Origin of the sequence: Streptomyces sp. ACA25 (assembly GCF_028200735.1) — a bacterium.
Taxonomy (GTDB): Bacteria; Actinomycetota; Actinomycetes; order Streptomycetales; family Streptomycetaceae; genus Streptomyces.
In genome coordinates this window covers 52,146-69,195 of the sequence record NZ_JAQKPV010000014.1, presented here as the reverse complement: position 1 = coordinate 69,195, position 17,050 = coordinate 52,146, and the positions used below count along the sequence as shown (strand labels likewise).

General features: G+C 70.9%; 14 protein-coding genes. 6 read left to right on the top strand and 8 right to left on the bottom strand.

Translation table 11 applies throughout. The features are described 5' to 3' along the window. Positions 1 to 33 precede the first annotated feature (33 nt). A complete protein-coding gene (locus PJ985_RS19765; RefSeq protein WP_271685191.1) occupies positions 34 to 453 on the top strand; it encodes a carboxymuconolactone decarboxylase family protein in 420 nt (139 codons plus the stop codon). Between the two features lie 55 nt (positions 454 to 508). On the opposite strand, the gene PJ985_RS19760 is transcribed toward PJ985_RS19765, so the two are convergent. Beyond that, on the bottom strand, positions 509 to 1,702 hold the full coding sequence (locus PJ985_RS19760; protein ID WP_271685190.1) for an RtcB family protein: 1,194 nt from the start codon (positions 1,700 to 1,702) through the stop codon (positions 509 to 511). A 310-nt stretch (positions 1,703 to 2,012) separates the two neighbouring features. Between PJ985_RS19760 and PJ985_RS19755 the strand changes: the two genes are divergently transcribed. From PJ985_RS19755 to PJ985_RS19745, 3 genes are all read left to right on the top strand, one after another. Continuing rightward, positions 2,013 to 3,227: a peptidoglycan DD-metalloendopeptidase family protein gene (locus PJ985_RS19755; RefSeq protein WP_271685189.1), complete on the top strand. Its 1,215-nt coding sequence runs from the start codon at positions 2,013 to 2,015 to the stop codon at positions 3,225 to 3,227. Positions 3,228 to 3,439: 212 nt separating this feature from the next. Next, positions 3,440 to 4,252 (top strand): SAM-dependent methyltransferase, encoded by an 813-nt coding sequence (locus PJ985_RS19750; RefSeq protein WP_271685188.1) that lies wholly within the window; start codon positions 3,440 to 3,442, stop codon positions 4,250 to 4,252. Beyond that, complete coding sequence (locus tag PJ985_RS19745) at positions 4,249 to 6,405, top strand: putative bifunctional diguanylate cyclase/phosphodiesterase (RefSeq protein ID WP_271685187.1); 2,157 nt, start codon at positions 4,249 to 4,251, stop codon at positions 6,403 to 6,405. Before PJ985_RS19750 ends, PJ985_RS19745 begins: the two co-directional genes overlap by 4 nt. A 54-nt stretch (positions 6,406 to 6,459) precedes the next feature. Here PJ985_RS19745 and PJ985_RS19740 read toward each other — a convergent pair whose 3' ends face one another. Next, positions 6,460 to 7,668 carry an anhydro-N-acetylmuramic acid kinase gene (locus tag PJ985_RS19740; RefSeq protein WP_271685186.1) on the bottom strand — a complete coding sequence of 403 codons (1,209 nt, stop codon included), beginning with the start codon at positions 7,666 to 7,668 and terminating at the stop codon, positions 6,460 to 6,462. Positions 7,669 to 7,845: 177 nt separating this feature from the next. Here PJ985_RS19740 and metG point away from each other — a divergent pair, with 177 nt between their 5' ends. Next, the gene (gene metG, locus PJ985_RS19735; RefSeq protein ID WP_271685185.1) at positions 7,846 to 9,567 is read left to right on the top strand and encodes a methionine--tRNA ligase; all 1,722 of its coding nucleotides are present in this window, start codon (positions 7,846 to 7,848) and stop codon (positions 9,565 to 9,567) included. A 350-nt stretch (positions 9,568 to 9,917) separates the two neighbouring features. After that, entirely contained in the window at positions 9,918 to 10,718 is an 801-nt protein-coding gene (locus PJ985_RS19730; protein ID WP_271685184.1) for a tyrosine-protein phosphatase, read from the top strand. Between the two features lie 42 nt (positions 10,719 to 10,760). On the opposite strand, the gene PJ985_RS19725 is transcribed toward PJ985_RS19730, so the two are convergent. The 6 genes from PJ985_RS19725 to PJ985_RS19700 all read right to left on the bottom strand — a co-directional run bounded on the left by PJ985_RS19725 (position 10,761) and on the right by PJ985_RS19700 (position 16,985). Next, positions 10,761 to 11,819, bottom strand: coding sequence for a polyprenyl synthetase family protein (locus PJ985_RS19725; RefSeq protein WP_271685183.1), 1,059 nt, complete (start codon positions 11,817 to 11,819; stop codon positions 10,761 to 10,763). Between the two features lie 40 nt (positions 11,820 to 11,859). Then, a complete protein-coding gene (hpnE, locus tag PJ985_RS19720; RefSeq protein WP_443033535.1) occupies positions 11,860 to 13,245 on the bottom strand; it encodes a hydroxysqualene dehydroxylase HpnE in 1,386 nt (461 codons plus the stop codon). Then, positions 13,242 to 14,171, bottom strand: a complete 930-nt coding sequence (hpnD, locus tag PJ985_RS19715; RefSeq protein WP_271685182.1) for a presqualene diphosphate synthase HpnD — start codon at positions 14,169 to 14,171, stop codon at positions 13,242 to 13,244. The genes hpnE and hpnD overlap by 4 nt, the downstream gene beginning before the upstream one ends. Positions 14,172 to 14,293: 122 nt before the next feature. Further along, a complete protein-coding gene (gene hpnC, locus PJ985_RS19710) occupies positions 14,294 to 15,205 on the bottom strand; it encodes a squalene synthase HpnC (protein WP_271685181.1) in 912 nt (303 codons plus the stop codon). 57 nt (positions 15,206 to 15,262) lie between these two features. Continuing rightward, complete coding sequence (locus PJ985_RS19705) at positions 15,263 to 16,057, bottom strand: ABC transporter ATP-binding protein (RefSeq protein ID WP_271685180.1); 795 nt, start codon at positions 16,055 to 16,057, stop codon at positions 15,263 to 15,265. After that, positions 16,050 to 16,985, bottom strand: coding sequence for an ABC transporter permease (locus PJ985_RS19700; RefSeq protein WP_271685179.1), 936 nt, complete (start codon positions 16,983 to 16,985; stop codon positions 16,050 to 16,052). The genes PJ985_RS19705 and PJ985_RS19700 overlap by 8 nt, the downstream gene beginning before the upstream one ends. Positions 16,986 to 17,050: the final 65 nt, after the last annotated feature.

The following is a 17,050-nucleotide window of genomic DNA, read 5'->3' as shown; positions in this document are numbered from 1 at the left end:
ACAGTGGATCAGGAGGGCTCAAGGATGGCCGGGATGGCGGAGATGGCGGAGATGGACGAGCGGTACAAGCGCGGGCTGGACCGCATGCAGGAGGTGCTCGGCCCGCAGGGTGACGCGGTACTCGGCTCCCTGGCGGAGGTGGCACCCGACATGGGGCGGTTCGTTGTCGAGTTCGCCTACGGGGACGTGCACACCCGGCCGGGACTCGACCGCCGGCAGCGCTCCTTGCTCGCCGTCGGCGTGCTCAGCAGCATCGGCGGCTGCGAGCCGCTGCTCTCCGCGCACGTGCACGGTGCGCTGAATGTGGGCCTGGACCCTGCCGAAGTCGTGGAGGCGGTGATGCAGTGCGCCGTCTACGCGGGCTTCCCGCGCGCCCTCGGCGCACTGGAGGTGGTGCGGGCGGTGTTCGCTGAGCGAGGACTCATACCGTGCCCGCCGGCACCGGCCCCCTGACCGGCGCCGGCGGTGCATGACAGCCTCCGGCTCCCGGACTGACCGGATCGAGGGCTCAGCCCTTGACGCAGATGACCTGCTTCAGCCGGGCCACCACCTCGACCAGGTCCCGCTGCTGCTCGATGACCTGCTCGATCGGCTTGTACGCGGCCGGAATCTCGTCGACCACGCCCGCGTCCTTCCGGCACTCCACTCCCCTGGTCTGCTCGGTCAGGTCCCGGGTGGTGAAGCGCTTCTTCGCCGCCGAACGGCTCATCCGGCGGCCTGCGCCGTGCGAGGCGGACGCGAAGGAGGCGGGATTCCCCAGCCCGCGCACGATGTACGAGCCGGTGCCCATGGAGCCGGGGATGATGCCGTACTCGCCGCTGCCCGCCCGGATGGCACCCTTGCGGGTCACCAGCAGGTCCGTCTCGTCGTACCGCTCCTCGGCCACGTAGTTGTGGTGGCAGGAGATCATGCCACCGAAGCGCGGCGCCGCCGCGGGGAACTCCCGGCGCACCGTGTCCTTGAGCAGCGCCATCATCACCGCCCGGTTGTAACGGGCGTACTCCTGGGCCCAGAGGAGATCGTGCCGGTAGGCGGCCATCTGCGGGGTGTCGCTGACGAATACCGCGAGGTCGCCGTCGACCAGCCCGCGGTTGTGCGGCAGCTTCCCGGCCTCCCCCATGTGGTGTTCGGCCAGCTCCTTTCCGATGTTCCGCGAGCCGGAGTGCAACATCAGCCAGACCGCGCCCTCGGTGTCCGTGCAGACCTCCACGAAGTGGTTGCCGGAACCGAGGGACCCCATCTGCCTGCGCGCCCGGTCCCGGCGGAACGCGACCGGCTCGGCCACCCCGTCGAAGCGGGCCCAGAAGTCGTCCCACTCAGCCGTCGGGAAACCGTGCAGCCGACGGGGTTCGACAGGGGTGTCGTGCATGTCCCGGCCCACCGGGATCGCCCGCTCGATGCGGGAGCGCAGCCGGGACAGGTCGGAGGGCAGGTCGTCGGCGGTCAGAGAGGTGCGCACGGCCGACATTCCGCAGCCGATGTCGACCCCGACCGCCGCGGGGCAGACCGCCCCCTCCATCGCGATCACCGACCCGACCGTGGCTCCTCTTCCATAATGCACGTCGGGCATCACCGCCAGCCCCCGGATCCAGGGCAGCGTCGCGACGTTCTGCAGCTGCCGCAACGCCTTCTCCTCCACCGTGGCGGGGTCGGCCCACATACGGATCGGCACCCGGGCGCCCGCGAGCTCCGTGTATCCCATCGCCCCTCCTGTTCACTATTCCGCTCCGCTTCCGGCTGGGCGTGTACCGGCCGTGGCCGGGACGGCAGCCCGCTCCGGCCGCCCGGTCACGCGGCCGCGAAGGACGTATCCCGGCCATTGTGCGCCGCGGCCGGGGGGCGCGCGCCATCAGTTTTCCGCTCACCGCACGCCGCCGCGGCCCATCGGGCGGTCCATCGCCCTTGCTTCCGTGGGCTCTCCGCTCATAATCTGTGACTCGCCGTACAACTCGCATGATCAGCACACGGACTGACGGAGTGCCAGCGCTCGGTCGGCACGGGGAGGACCGCCGATGGCCACAGGACGTCACCGCCGCTACAAGCCAGGGCCCGTCTCCAGGGCTTCACTCTCCGTGACCGCGGGTGGGGCAGGTCTGGCTCTGCCGCTGATCAGTGCCCTGAGTGCGAACGCCGCGCCGGTGGAGGTCTGGAACAAGGTCGCCGAGTGCGAGAGCAACCAGTCCTGGGACATCAACACGGGCAACGGCTACTTCGGCGGCCTGCAGTTCCGGCAGAGCACCTGGGAGGAGTTCGGCGGCACCGCCTTCGCGGGCCGCGCGGACCTGGCGACCAAGGACCAGCAGATCGCCGTCGCCGAAGAAGTCCTGAAGGGCCAGGGGCCGCGTGCGTGGCCGACCTGCTCGGCCCGCGCAGGGCTGGTCCAGGAGAAGCCCGGCGGCCTCACTCCCGACGCCGGACCGAAGCAGCCGGTGGAGGAGCAGAGCGGCAAGCCCGCGGCGGAGCCCGCCGGCCGGGAGGACGCCGGCGGAGGCTCGCCCTCCCACGAGGTCATCAGCGGCGACAGCCTCTCCCGGATCGCCGATCAGCACGGCGTCCGGGGCGGCTGGCAGTCGCTGTACGAGCTGAACCGCTCGACGGTGGGATCCGATCCGGATCTGATTCTCCCCGGACAGCGGCTGGCCCTGCGGGCAGCGGAGGGGCAGCCGAAGGCCGCGGCACCCGCGGAGAAGAAGGAAGACAAGAAGGCCAAGGCCGAGAAGGCACCGGCCGAGAAGCCCGCACAGCCTCCGAAGGCGGAAAAGGCCGCACAGGCAGAGAAGGCCCCGGTGGCGGAGAAGGCGGCGGCCGCCCCGGTCGCGGCCCCTTCCTACACCGCCCCGGTGGGCGTGGGCACCGGCACGGCCTATCGCACCACGGGCAGCAACTGGTCCAAGGGCTACCACACCGGGGTGGATTTCGCCGTCCCCACGGGCACCACCGTGAAGTCGGTGGCCGGGGGGAAGGTCATCTCCGCGGGCTGGGCCGGCTCCTTCGGCTACGAGGTGATCGTCCGTCACTCCGACGGGAAGTACAGCCAGTACGCCCACCTTTCGGCCATCTCCGTCTCAGCCGGTCAGCCGGTCAGCACGGGGCAGCGGGTCGGGCGCTCGGGCAACACCGGAAACTCCACCGGCCCGCATCTGCACTTCGAGATCCGCACGGCTCCCGGCTTCGGATCCGACATCGATCCGGTGGGTTACCTGCGCGCGCAGGGCGTCTCCCTCTGAGCGACTCCGCGGCAGATCCCGGCGAGCGGTCACGGGTCACGAGTCGGCAAAATGTTCGGGCAACCGCGCCACACGAACGGGACAAGTAGGGACAAAAACCCGCACAGTTTTCCGGTAGGAGGAGGCCGATCGTCCGGTTCCTTCCCTCCTGTTGCTGACGGTCAGTAAGCTCATTGCTCGCACTGGAATTTACCGATGAGCAGGAGATATTGATGGAGCGACCCGCCTGGGCTCCGCAAGGTATCGATCTTTCCGTGCCGAGCGTCTCCCGCATGTACGACTACTACCTCGGGGGGTCGCACAACTTCGAGGCCGACCGGGCAGCAGCACGGCAGGCCATAGCCGTCTTCCCGGGGCTGCCGAAGATCATGCAGGCGAATCGTGCCTTCATGCGCCGGGCGGTGCGCTACGCCGTCGGCGAAGGCGTCACCCAGTTCCTCGACATCGGTTCCGGCATACCCACGTTCGGCAACGTGCACGAGGTCGCCCAGACGGCCACCGACGAGGCCCGGGTCGTCTACGTGGACAACGACCCGGTGGCGGTCGCCCACAGCCGCGCCGTGCTGGACGGTACCGCTCACGCGGGTGTCGTCGCGGCCGACTTCCGGGCGCCGAAGGACATTCTCGACCACGAGGTCACCCGGAGTCTGCTCGACTTCGACCGCCCGGTGGCCCTGCTCCTGGTGGCAGTGCTGCACTTCATCGAGGCCCAGGAGCGGCCCGGTGAGGCGGTGGACGTGCTGCGCAACCGCCTGGCGCCCGGCAGCCTGCTCATCCTCACTCATGCCTCCACCGAAGGCGGCCCCCGCACCTCGCAGGAGGGCAACGCGGTCTCCGACGTGTACCGCAAGGGCGGGTCGTCCCTGGTGATGCGCTCCCGCCAGGAGGTGGAGGAATTCTTCACCGGCTTCGAGATGGTCGAACCCGGCCTCGTCCCCATGCCGGACTGGCGGCCGGACGGCCCCGTCGAGCACGAGGATCCCGTCGTCTACACCGGATTCGCGGGAGTAGGACGCAAGGCGTGATCCCTCCGTCAGCGGCGCCCTCCCCGGTCTCCGGTTCCGGAGAACCGCCCGACGGGCTACGGCGCTTCGCCAGGATCTGGTGCCGGGCCGTCTATCCGGCCACCGCCACCTCGATGACCCGTCCGGAGTTCGAGGAGCACCTGGAGCTGCTGACCCGGCGTCTGACGACGGCCCTGCACGCCAGACCCTTCGACGCCACCCCCGGACGCGGCGTGGGCGATGCGCTGGTGGCGGCGCACTGCACCTCCCCCGAGTCGCTGCCGCAGATTCTCGGCGTCATCGACGCCTACCTTCTGCTGTACTGCTCGGGTCCCGACCGCCTGACAGCCGAGGAGGGGCGCAGCCGCTGTGCCCGTCTGCAGCACGCGATCGCGGCCGGCTTCTCCCGTGCCCTGCAGGAGCGCACCCGCTCCGAGCAGGAGTCCGTCTCCCGGGCCGCACTCACCGCGCAGACCGAGATCGCCAACGCCCTGCACGAGAGCGAGACGCGCTTCCGGACCGTGTTCCGGGATGCCGCGCTGGGCATCGGCATCGCCGACATGAACGGCAACATCAAGGACACCAACACGGCGTTGACCATGATGTTCGGGGGCTCCGACCACCACGTCCGCAGTCGTAACGTCACCGACTGGACGCACCCCGAGGACGCCCCCGAGGTGTGGCGCCTCCAGGGCGAGCTGATGCGCGGAGAACGCGAGCACTACCAGATCGAGAAGCCGTACAACCGCACCGACGGCACAGTGCTGTGGACCAACCTCACGGTGTCCCTGCTGCGGGACACCGAGGGCGAGCCGCAGTACATGCTCGCGATGATGGAGGACGTCACCGAGCGCCGGCTGCTGAACCTCCGGCTGCGCTATCAGGCCACCCACGACGCGCTCACCGACCTGCCGAACCGGGCCCTCTTCTTCGAGCGGCTGGACCAGGCGCTGTCACCCCAGACCGACTGCTCCCGGATCGGCCTGTGCTACCTGGACCTGGACGGTTTCAAGGCGGTCAACGACAGCCTGGGGCACGCTGTGGGGGACCAGCTGCTGATCGCCGTTGCCGAGCGGCTGCACAGCTGCGCCTCGGGACCGCGTCAGCTGCTCGCCAGGATCGGAGGCGACGAGTTCGTCGCGCTCATCATTGATCCGCCCTCCCGGGCCGTGGTGACCGAGCTGGCGCAGCGCGCCCTCGACGCGCTGGCGGCACCGGTGGACGTGGGCGGCCGGGAGCTGATGGTACGCGCCAGCATCGGGGTGGTCGAAGGCCCGACCGAGGAACTGACCTCCTCCGAGGTGCTGCGCAGCGCCGACATCACCATGTACCGCGCCAAGGCCGAGGGCGGCAACCGCTACGCCCTCGCCGACCCGGACTCCGATGCCCGGGCGATCAGCCGGCACCACCTGACGCACCACCTGCCCGCGGCCCTCAAGGGCTGCGAGTTCTTCATCGAGTACCAACCGTTGATCAAGATGTCGGACGGCAGCGTGGAGGGCGCCGAGGCCCTGGTGCGGTGGAGCCATCCGCGGCACGGGGTGCTCGGCCCGGACCGCTTCATCCCGCTCGCCGAGCACACCGGACTGATTGTCCCGCTCGGCCGGTGGGTCCTGCGGGAGGCGGTGCGCCAGGCGTACGAGTGGCAGGTACGCGGCATCGGCGGGGTGCGCCCGCTCCGGGTGAACGTCAACCTCTCCCCCCGACAGCTGCACCATCCCGATCTGGTGGACGACACCGTGGCCGTGCTGGAGGAGTTCGGGCTGCCGGCCTCCTCGCTGTGCCTGGAGGTGACGGAGAGCGCGATGGTGCGCGCCGACGACCACGAGTTGAAGCCGCTCCGGCAGCTCGCCGAGCTCGGTGTCGGCATCGCACTGGACGACTTCGGGACCGGATACTCGAACCTGGCCAGCCTGCGGCGGCTGCCTGCCAGCACCCTGAAACTGGACCGGTCCTTCACCGAGGGGCTGCAGCATCATCCGTCGGACCCGGTGGATCTGAAGATCGTCGAAGGCATCGTGTCGCTCGCCCACACCCTGGACCTCTCCGTGACGGTGGAAGGGGTGGAGACCGCCGCCCAGGCCGAGCAACTGCGTGAGCTGGGCTGCGACTCGGCACAGGGCTGGTACTACGCCCGTCCCGGGCCTCCGGAACAGCTTCCGCTGGCTGTCTGAGCCCGCGCTCCTCCGCCCTCCGTGGCGGCAGAGGGCCACACCGGGCCGCCTCGGTCAGTTCTCGATCCGCAGGCGGACCGGCCGTCGTGCCCGGGGGCCGGGCAGCCGCAGCGGACCCGCACCCGGAGTGACGGATCCCAGCACCGAAGGCACGGTGGCCCCGGTGGCCGACGGAACACTGCCCGCGAGCCCGTGCACGGTGAGGAATCCGAGCAGCGCGAAGAGATACCCCTCCTTCGCCTGGGCGGGCAGCCCGTGCTCCTCGCTGCCGACCACCCGGGTGCCGGCCGCGGCGGCCCGGACGCGGTCCATCAGTACGGGGTTGCGCACTCCGCCACCGGACACGACGAGCTCCGTCAAGCCGTGCCCGCGGCAGGCGGCGGCGACCAGCTCGGCCGTGAGCTCGGTGACGGTGGCGGCCAGGTCGTCGGCCGCGACCGGGCGACCCGCGGTGCGGTCCCGCAGGTAGCCCGCGTGAAACAGCTCCTTGCCGGTCGACTTCGGCGGCGGCAGCCGGTAGTACGGCTCGGCCAGCAGCTCGGCCAGCAGGACTCCGTCCACGCGTCCGCGGGCGGCCCGGGCACCGTCGGTGTCCATCCGCTCCGCTCCCCCGCTGGCCTCGGCGGCGACCGCGTCGATGAGGGCGTTGGCCGGTCCGAGGTCATAGGCGATCACCGCACCGTGCGCGTCGCGTGTCGTGAGGTTGGCGATGCCGCCGAGGTTGAGGGCCCCCCGGCCGGTGGAGCCGTCCAGCAGCAGCAGTTCGTCGAGGACGGCGGCCAGCGGGGCGCCCTGCCCGCCGCGTGCGATGTCCCGGGTCCGGAAGTCGGAGACCACGGGAAGCCCGGTGGCCTCGGCGATCCAGGCGGCACCGCCGAGCTGGAGGGTGCCCCGGGCCCGCGGTCCTTCCACCCAGTGGTGGACGGTCTGGCCGTGGGAGGCCACCAGGTCCGCCCGGCCGTCCGGCAGTCCGGCCACGGCGCCGGCCGCCACCGTGCCGAAGAACCTGCCGAGAGCGGTGTCCAGTCGGCAGACGTCCTCCAGGGTCACCCGGGCCGGCGGGAGAACGCCCATCAGCTCCTCCCGGAGCCCGGCGGGGTACGGCTCGGTGTGCAGCCCCCGGGGCCGCAGCACGATCTCCTCCTCACCTCCACCACCGTCCGCCGGGGCGAAGCGGAACTCCCCCACGGCGGCGTCCACCGCGTCGCAGGAGGTACCGCTGAGGAGTCCGATCACGGTCCACGGTGTCGTGTCGCCAGGCATGACCGCCATGCTGCCGCATGCCCTCCGCTGCCGCCCGGCAGGCGGCCGGCCCGTCGCACCGGGTACGGCCGCACCGGCCGGGCTCGGTAGGATGATTCCGGCCCGGTAAGTGGCCCACCCCACCAGGTTCGTCACTCACGGTGAGCGACCCGACACTGATCATTGGAGCACCCGAGGATGGCCCGACACCTCATCACCAGTGCGCTGCCGTACATCAACGGAATCAAGCACCTGGGGAACCTGGCCGGCTCGATGCTCCCCGCCGATGTGTACGCCCGCTACCTGCGGCAGCGCGGACACGAGGTCCTGTACATCTGTGCCACCGACGAACACGGCACCGCGGCGGAGCTGGCCGCCAAGGACGCAGGGCTGCCCGTGGCCGAGTTCTGTGCGCGGCTGCACGACACCCAGAAGGCCATCTACGACGGCTTCAGCCTGCGGTTCGACTACTTCGGCCGGACGTCGGCCCAGCAGACCGTCGAGATCACCCAGCACTTCGCGCGCCGGCTCCTCGCCGAAGGATTCATCGAGGAGCGGACGGTCCGCCAGGTCTACTCGGTGGCGGACGCCCGGTTCCTGGCCGACCGGTACATCGTCGGCACCTGCCCGCACTGCGGCTACGAGGCCGCGCGGGGTGACCAGTGCGAGCACTGCACCCGGGTGCTGGACCCGACCGATCTGGTGGACGCCCGCTCGGCGCTGAGCGGCAGCCGGGAACTGGAGGTCCGTGCGACCAAGCACCTGTTCCTCCTCCAGTCAAAGCTGGCGGGCGAGGTCGAGGCATTCGTCGACGAGTACGGCAAGGAGTGGCCGAACCTGGCCTCCTCGATCGCCCGCAAGTGGTTCACCGAAGGGCTCCACGACCGGGCCATCACCCGTGATCTGGAGTGGGGCGTGCCCGTCCCGGCGGACACCTGGCCGGAGCTCGCGGCCGAGGGCAAGGTCTTCTACGTCTGGTTCGACGCTCCGATCGGCTACATCGGGGCCACGAAGGAGTGGAGCGACGCAGCACCGGCCGGGGAGCACCGGGACTGGAAGTCCTGGTGGTACGACGCCGACACGACGGTGCGGCACACCGAGTTCATGGCGAAGGACAACGTCCCGTTCCACACGGTGATGTTCCCGGCGACGCAGCTGGGCACCCGGGAGCCGTGGAAGAAGGTCGACTACGTCAAGGCCTTCAACTGGCTGACCTACTACGGCGGAAAGTTCTCCACTTCGCAGAACCGGGGCATCTTCACCGATGCGGCGCTCGAGCTGCTGCCGGCGGACTACTGGCGCTACTTCCTGATGGCCCATGCACCCGAGTCCGACGACTCCTCGTTCTCCTGGGAACTCTTCTCCTCGGTCGTGAACAAGGACCTCGCCGACACCCTGGGCAACTTCGTGAACCGCGTGCTCACCTTCTCCCGTAAGCGGTTCGGGGACCTGGTCCCCTCCGGCCACGCGGCGGGAGAGCCCGAGCACCGGCTCGGAACGGAGATCGCCCGGCTGCTCACCGAGTACGAGGAACACATGGAGGCGCTGCAGTTCCGCAAGGCGGCGTTCGCACTGCGGGGCATGTGGAGCGCGGGAAACTCCTACCTCGAGGAGAAGGCCCCCTGGCTGGAGATCAAGACCGACAGCGAGGCGGCCGCTCTGACGCTGCGCACCGCGATGAATCTGATCCACCTGTACGCGGTGGTGTCCGAGCCCTTCATCCCGGTATCCGCACGGGCCATGCGCGAAGCTCTCGCCCTGCCCGACGACACCCGCAGCTGGATGACCACCGAGGAGGCAACCGCGCTGGACGCGGTGCCCGCCGGCACCGCCTTCACTGTCCCACCGGTGCTGTTCGCCAAGATCACCGAGGACGACCTGGCGGGATACCGGGAGCGCTTCGGCGCCGACGACGCTTGACGGCGAGGTCCCGCGGCACCCGGCTTCGCTTCAGGCACACAGGACTGGGGGCACCGGCGGGGCCCGGTGCCCCCAGTCCTGTGCGGAGGGCGGCAGCGGCCCGCGGGCTCGGGCGGGACGGGCCGTCGGGAGCGACGGTGTCGCTCCTGCTGGTTCCAGCAGCCGGCCGCGGGCTCCCGCCAGGTAGGAGCGCTCCCCGCCGATGGCGGCCGGCCCCGCATCCCCCCGCACGCACCGGGTGAGCAGCGGGGCCCTCCTCCCCCGCACCGGCCGGCGGCTCCGGTGTCGTATCGTCGGGACATTCCTCCCGTCGGCGGCCGGCGTCGGCGGCCGGAGCACCAGGAGGACTCGTGACCCAGCAGCAGTCCGCAGAACCCGCCCTGACCGGGGTGCGCAACTTCCGGGACGTGGGCGGACTGCCGACCGTGGACGGTCGCCGCGTGCGGCCGGGGAAGCTGTACCGCAGCGGACACCTCGCCCACGCGACGGACGAGGACCGGGAGTTTCTCACCGGCCTGGGCCTGCACACCGTCTTCGACTTCCGGAACGCCGCGGACCAGGCGCTGGAAGGGCCGGACGTCGAGCTCCCCGGCGTCCGGAACGTGAACATTCCGCTGACCGACCCGGCGGAGGGCGCGGATTTCTGGCGCATGGTGCGCGACGGTGACCTGGCGCAGCTGCGCGCCGCGCTGAGCGACGGCCAGGCCGCCGACCGGATGGCCCGCTCCTACCGGATCATGGTGCGCCGCCGTACCCCCGAGCACCGCCGGGTGCTGCACAGCCTCGCGGAGAGCCACGTCCCGGCGCTGATGCACTGCGCCGCGGGCAAGGACCGTGCCGGCCTGTCCATCGCGGTCGCGCTGCTCGCGGTCGGCGTGGACCGGGAGGCGATCACCGCCGACTACCTGGAGTCGAACTCTCCGCACCGGAGGTACCGGGTCAGGCGCGGAAAGAACGCCGAGGGCGGCCTGTCCCCCGAGGTCATGGAGCTGCTGGCGCCGCTGTTCGACGCCCGCGTCAGCTACCTGGACGCGGCGTTCAGCGAGATGACCGACAGCTGGGGCGGGCCGGAGCGGTACCTCTCCGAAGGGCTCGGCCTCACACCTGCCCACCGGGAACGGCTGCGCGCAGCACTGCTCACCGACGACTGAGAGGGGATCGGTCCGGTCCGGCCGGCCCAGCGGCCGGACCGCTCACTTCCGGCGCACCACGATGAAGTCGGCGAGAGCCACCAGTTCCTCCCGCACCCTGTCCGGCATGTCCAGCCCGTCCAGCGCGCCCACGGCGGTGTCGTGCTGCCGACGGGCCTCGTCAGCCGTCCACTGCCGTCCGCCGGCCTCCTCGATGAGGGCCGCGCGGGCGGCGAACTCCTCCTCGTCGAAGTCCTGGAACTCCTCCGGCGGCTTCTTGGCATCGGCGGTGAGTAGATCCGTCAGCCGCTCGGCCGCCCGTCCTTCCGCCGCCAGGGCTGCGACCACCGGCAGGGACTTCTTGCGCTGCCGCAGGTCGCTCCAGGGCTGCTTGCCGGTCGACTGGGGATCACCCCAGATCCCGAGGAGATCGTCGACCGCCTGGAAGGCGAGGCCGAGATGGTGGCCGTAAGCCTCCAGCGCGTCGGCGGACCGGTCGTCGACCCCGCCGAGCACCGCCCCGATCGAAGCGGCGCACGCGATCAGCGCACCGGTCTTGTTGCCCTCCATCTCCAGACACTCCGCCACACCCACCGCCTCGCGCTGCTCGAAGGCGATGTCCTGGGCCTGGCCGTCGATGAGCCTGCGGGTTGCCACGGCAAGCCGCCGTGCCGCCCTGGCGGCGTGCTCACCACCGGTTTCCAGGACGATCTCATTGGCGAGAGCGAAGAGCGCGTCACCCACGAGGATCGCCTGCGCGGGCCCGTACACCTTCCACACGGTGTCCCGGTGCCGGCGCTGCTCATCACCGTCCATGAGGTCGTCGTGCAGCAGCGAGAAATTGTGCACCAGCTCGACGGCCACCGCTCCGGGCACCCCGGTCTCCGGGGGCGCTCCGGCAGCCTCGGCGGACAGCACGGTGAGTGCGGGGCGCACCGCTTTGCCACCGTCCCCGTCGGCCGGGCGGCCCTCCGCATCGGTCCAGCCGAAGTGATACGCGGCAACCGCGTCCATGGGTGGAGCGAGCCGCTGGACGGCAGCCCGCAGCGCGGGCGTGGCCAGTGACCGCCCGCGCTCCAGCAAAGCCCTGACAGCAGCGGGGTCGGAATTCGACGGGCTCACTCGGTCTCCTCGGTTTCTCTCCGGTCAATCCACGGACCACTCATCGGCCTGTGGCCTCCTCGGCAGCCGCCAGCCCGCTGCGGACGGCACCTTCCATGGTGGCGGGCCACCCGGTGGCGGTCCACGCACCGGCGAGGTGCAGTCCCGGCAGTCCGGTCCCCGGACCGGGCCGCAGCCGTCCGACTCCGGGAACCGGCGCAAAGGTGGCGCTCCGCTCACGGGTGACGAAGAAGTCCCGGACCTCCGCTCCGCGCGCGGCGGGCAGCAGCCGTTCCAGCTCCGGGAGGTAACGCTTGCGCAGAGCGGCGACGGATTCGTCGATCTCGTCCTGCGCGGCGGACTGGGACAACGCGAGGTACTGGCTCCGCCCGGCACCCGGCAGGTCGCCGAGCCCGGACGGCCCGGTGCGGTCGAACACCCACTGCACAGGGCTGCCGAGTGCGGCGAAAAACGGTCTGCGCAGCACCGGCCGGTCGTAGATCACATGAATGTTGAGGATGGGAGCGGTGCCTATCCGCAGCAGCCGGTCGGGCTCGGGGAGAGCGCCCCGCGGCAGCAGCCGGTGAGCCGTCCGGGGAGGCACGGCCAGCACCACGGTGTCCGCGTCCAGCTGCCGGTCCGCATCCGGACCGTTGCTCACCGCGACCTGCCAGCCACCGGCCGGGCCGGGCCGCAGGCCCCGGGCCCTGGCCCGAAGAAGGACGCGCACACCGGCCCGCTCCAGGGCGGCCCGGGTCCGCACGTCATGCAGCTCACCGAGCGGAACCCGGGCGGCGCCGATGTCCGCGGCCCCCGGCGCGGACAGCAGTCCGGTGCGGAAGACCATGACGGCCAGCGCGAGAGAGACCTCCTCCGCCCGGGCGTTGAGTGTGGCCACCCCGACCAGGTCCCACAGCGCCTCGATGCAACGCGCGCTCTGGCCGTGCTGTCGCAGCCAGTCCGCGAAGCTGCAGCCGTCCAGAACCGGATCGTGCGGATCGAGGCGGCGCAGCGCGAGGGCCGCCCGCGCCACCCGGAGGCGGTCCCCGGGGCTCAGGTGCGGGTACCCGCCCAGCCCGGCGGCCAGGTGCAGCGGCACCGGCAGGGCGGTCCGGCGGATGCGCCCGAGCCTGCCGCTGCCGGCGTCCAGCACGGGAACGTCGAGTCGCCGTTGCACCGGGGCGAGCTGCTCCCCTCCGAGCCGGGACAGGAGCCGGCGGTAGGCGGTGCAGCAGCGCAGATGCACATGCTGGCCGTTGTCCACCTCCAGCCGGCCCACGGCGGAGTCCCGGGAGAAGGAGAACACCAGGCCGCCGAGCCTGGGGCGGGATTCCACCAGCGTGACGTGCAGTCCCCGGCCGGCCAGGGCCAGGGCCGCGGTGGTGCCTGCGAGCCCGCCGCCGATCACCAGGGCGCGGGCGCGTGAGCCGGTCCGCCCCCGGCTCACGGCCGGTCCCGCCGGGAGGCCCGGCGCGCGTCGAAGCCGGACAGTCCGCGGGCCGCGACAAGAGCCTTCTGCCGCCCCGACAGGGAGACCCTGCGGCGCAGTACCGCGCCGGGGTCCTCGTCGATGAGGTCGAGGAGCCGGCGGTAGATCCCGGCCATCGCCGCCACGCAGGCCCCCGACCGGCGGTCGAGCATGGGCAGCAGCCGGAGGCCTTCGGCGAACAGCCCTCTGGCCCGTACCACCTCGAAACGCACCAGGCCGGGGAAGTCCGATCCGGACGGGGGTACGGCGCTGTGGAATCCGGCTTCACAGCCGAACCGCCGAAGGTCTTCTTCCGGCAGGTAGCTGCGGCCTTCCGCGGCGTCCTCACGCAGGTCCCGGAGGATGTTGGTGAGCTGAAGAGCCAGGCCCAGGGTGTCCGCGTACCCGGAGGCCCGTGCGGTGTCCCCGGCGCCGGAAGCCGTCCCGAAGACGCCCAGGGAGAGCCGGCCGATGGCACCGGCCACGCAGCGGCAGTACTCCTCCAGGTCGTCCCAGGTCCGGTAGGTGCGCCCGCGCACATCCATCAGGACCCCGTCGATGAGCTCGTCGAGCCCGCCCAGCGGGATCGGGAACGCACGCGAGGCGTGGCTGAGGGCCACCGCCACCGGGTCGGTGGCGTCCTCGGGGATCTCGTCGGAGCGCACCTGGTCCAGCAGCGCGCGGGTCTCCTTGAGCCGGGCTTCCTTCACCGCAGGGTCGAGCGCACCGTCACCGATGTCGTCCACGCGCCGGGAGAAGGCGTACAGCGCGGACATCGCCCGTCGCTCGGCGGCCGGCAGCAGCCGGATGCCGTAGGCGAAGTTTCGCGCCTGCTGGCCGGTCACGGCCTCGCAGTAGCGGTAGGCGGCGTCAACCGCCGGGGACGGTGGCAAGCTCCTGTTCACGGCATCTCCCCGTTCGCTTCTCCGCCCGCACGGCCTCGCTGCGCGCTCAACAGCACCGGCGCGGGCGTGGCTGCGCGTACGACGCTCACTGCACGTACGACAACGACACTCACTGTCCGCGCTCACGCTCCTCGTCGCAGGGTGGTTCCTGCCGCGTACAGCAGGCCGGCCCGGGTGGGCTTCGGCGGGCCCGCCAGCACGTCGTACCTGGCCTTGGTGATGGCCCGGGCGGCCGCCCTGCCGCCACCGACGAAACCGGCCAGCAGCAGCCGCAGCCGCCCTCGTACGCTGCCCACCAGAGGGGCGCCCTCATCGAGCAGCGTACGTGCCCGCGCGGTCTGCACAGCCACCAGGGCACGGACCGAGGCGTTGGCCGTCGGCGCGGCCAGGTCCGCCTCGGTGACCGAGAAGCGCCGCATGTCCGCGGCCGGCAGGTAGATCCGGTCGCGCGCGAGGTCCTCCGCGACGTCCTGGAGATGTTCGATCAGCTGCAGCGCCGTGCACACCGCGTCCGAGCGCCGGACACGCTCGGGGCTCTCGGACCCCGTGACGGCCAGGACCAGCCGGCCGACTGGGTTGGCGGACAGCTTGCAGTACCCCAGCAGCTGATCCTGGTCGGCGTACCGGCTCACCCGCTGGTCGAGACGGTTGGCATTGATGAGGTCCCGGAACGGCTCCGGGGTGAGACCGGCCCGCCGCACAGCGGGGACGAGGTCGCGCAGCAGGGGGTGGCGGGGGGTCTCGCCCGTCCTGGTGCGGAACACTCGGCGCAGGTCGGTCTCCAGCGCGTCGAGCATCGTCAGCCGGTCGGCGGCCTGCTCGGGGTCCAGACCCAGCAGCACGGCGTCCGCGCCGCCCGGGGGGCGGTCCCCGTCACCGATGTCGTCCACGAGCCGGGCATAGCCGTACACGGCCATCAGGTCGTGCCGCCAGGCGCGCGGAAGGAAGCCGGGAGCCACGGGGAAATTCTCGTGGGCGGCCTTGTCGAGGGTGGAACGGGCACTCCCGTCGGCACCCGCAGCCGTGATCGTCATAGCTTCCGTTCTACCCTGCCGTCCGGATCATCGGTTTCCCGAACACGCCCCGGAGGGCTACTTGGCGCTCTCTTCCTCGTATGCCTCGAGTACCTTCTCGGTCGGACCGTCCATGACGAGCTCACCCCGCTCCAGCCACAGCACCCGGTCGCAGGTCTTCCGGATGGACTTGTTGTTGTGGCTGACCAGGAAGACGGTGCCCGCTTCGGCGCGCAGCTCGCGGATCCGCGCCTCGGAACGGCGCTGGAACCGCTTGTCACCGGTGGCGAGCGCCTCGTCGATCATGAGCACATCGTGGTCCTTGGCCGCGGCGATGGAGAACCGCAGCCGGGCCTGCATGCCGGACGAATAGGTGCGCATGGGGAGGGTGATGAAGTCACCCTTGTCGTTGATGCCGGAGAAGTCCACGATCTGCGGGTAGCGTTCACGGATCTGTTCCCGGCTCATTCCCATGGCCAGCCCGCCGAGCATGACGTTCCGCTCGCCGGTCAGGTCGTTCATCAGCGCGGCGTTGACCCCGAGCAGCGAGGGCTGTCCGTCGGTGTAGACCTTGCCGCTCTCGGGGGGGAGCAGCCCGGCGACGGCCCGCAGCAGGGTCGACTTGCCCGAGCCGTTGGAGCCGATCAGGCCGATGGCCTCGCCGCGGTGGGCGACGAAGCTGACCCCTCTGACCGCGTGCACCTCACGCACCCGGGAGGAGGGTTCCCGCCGGATGATGCGGCGCAGCGCCGCGGTGGCGTTCCCCTTGGAGGCGAGGCCGTGCACCCGGTAGACGATGTGCAGATCGTCGACGATGACGGTCGGTACCCGCTCGTCGGCGGGTTCCGTGAGAGAAACGCTCTGTTCAGCCACGGCCGTACCGCTCCTCTGCCTTCCAGAAGTACACGAAGCCGCCGACGGCGAACAGCAGGGCCCAGCCGATGCCCAGCAGCCAGAAGTGTCCGGACAGACTCTCGTACCGGGGGCCGTCGATCAGCGCGAAGCGGACCAGCTCCATGTAGACGGAGGCCGGGTTGGCCATGAGCACGTCGGCGAGCCACTGGGGGCCGCCGGCACGTTCCCGCACCATGTAGTCCAGGGGGAACATCACTCCGGAGCCGTACATCCAGGTGCGCAGCACGAACGGCATGAGCTGCGCGAGGTCCGGGGTCTTGCTGCCGAGCCGGGCGAAGATCATCGCCAGACCGGTGTTGAAGAGCAGCTGGAGCAGCAGCGCCGGGATCACCAGGAACCAGGACCAGGTGGGGAAGTGCTGGAACGCTGCCAGCACGACGACCAGGATGATCATCGAGTAGAGGAGCTGCTGGAGCTGCTGGAGGGAGAAGGAGATGGGCAGCGAGGCACGCGGGAAGTGCAGGGCCCGTACCAGTCCCAGGTTCCCGGAGATCGACTTGACCCCGGACATCACGGACGAGTGCGTGAAGGTGAAGACGAAGACCCCGATCACCAGGAACGGGACGTACTCGTCCATCTCCATGTTGCCGCGCCCGCCGAGCAGCAGGCCGAAGATCAGGAAGTAGACGAAGGCGTTCAGCAGCGGGGTGAACACCTGCCACAGCTGCCCGAGCTTCGCCTGACTGTACTGGGCGGTCAGCTTCGCCCGGGAGAAGGCCAGGATGAAGTGCCTGCGCCCCCACAGCTGCCGGATGTAGTCCAGCAGGGAGGGCCGGGCACCACTGACGGTCAGACCGTGGCGGGCCGCCAGCTCCGCCGGGGAGAGATCACCGTCCGGCGGGGGCCGGTCACCGGCAGCCGCACGATCGTGCGTTGTCTCGCTCACGTGGAAACTTTCGTCTTCGCTGGGCACGGCCTTGACTGGCCGTCAACGACCGGGGCCCGTCGGGG

Coding starts and splice junctions, on each gene's coding strand:
- PJ985_RS19765 (WP_271685191.1), top strand. CDS start 34: ATGGCGGAGATGGCGGAGATGGACGAGCGGTACAAGCGCGGGCTGGAC.
- PJ985_RS19760 (WP_271685190.1), bottom strand. CDS start 1,702: ATGGGATACACGGAGCTCGCGGGCGCCCGGGTGCCGATCCGTATGTGG.
- PJ985_RS19755 (WP_271685189.1), top strand. CDS start 2,013: ATGGCCACAGGACGTCACCGCCGCTACAAGCCAGGGCCCGTCTCCAGG.
- PJ985_RS19750 (WP_271685188.1), top strand. CDS start 3,440: ATGGAGCGACCCGCCTGGGCTCCGCAAGGTATCGATCTTTCCGTGCCG.
- PJ985_RS19740 (WP_271685186.1), bottom strand. CDS start 7,668: ATGCCTGGCGACACGACACCGTGGACCGTGATCGGACTCCTCAGCGGT.
- metG (WP_271685185.1), top strand. CDS start 7,846: ATGGCCCGACACCTCATCACCAGTGCGCTGCCGTACATCAACGGAATC.
- hpnC (WP_271685181.1), bottom strand. CDS start 15,205: ATGACGATCACGGCTGCGGGTGCCGACGGGAGTGCCCGTTCCACCCTC.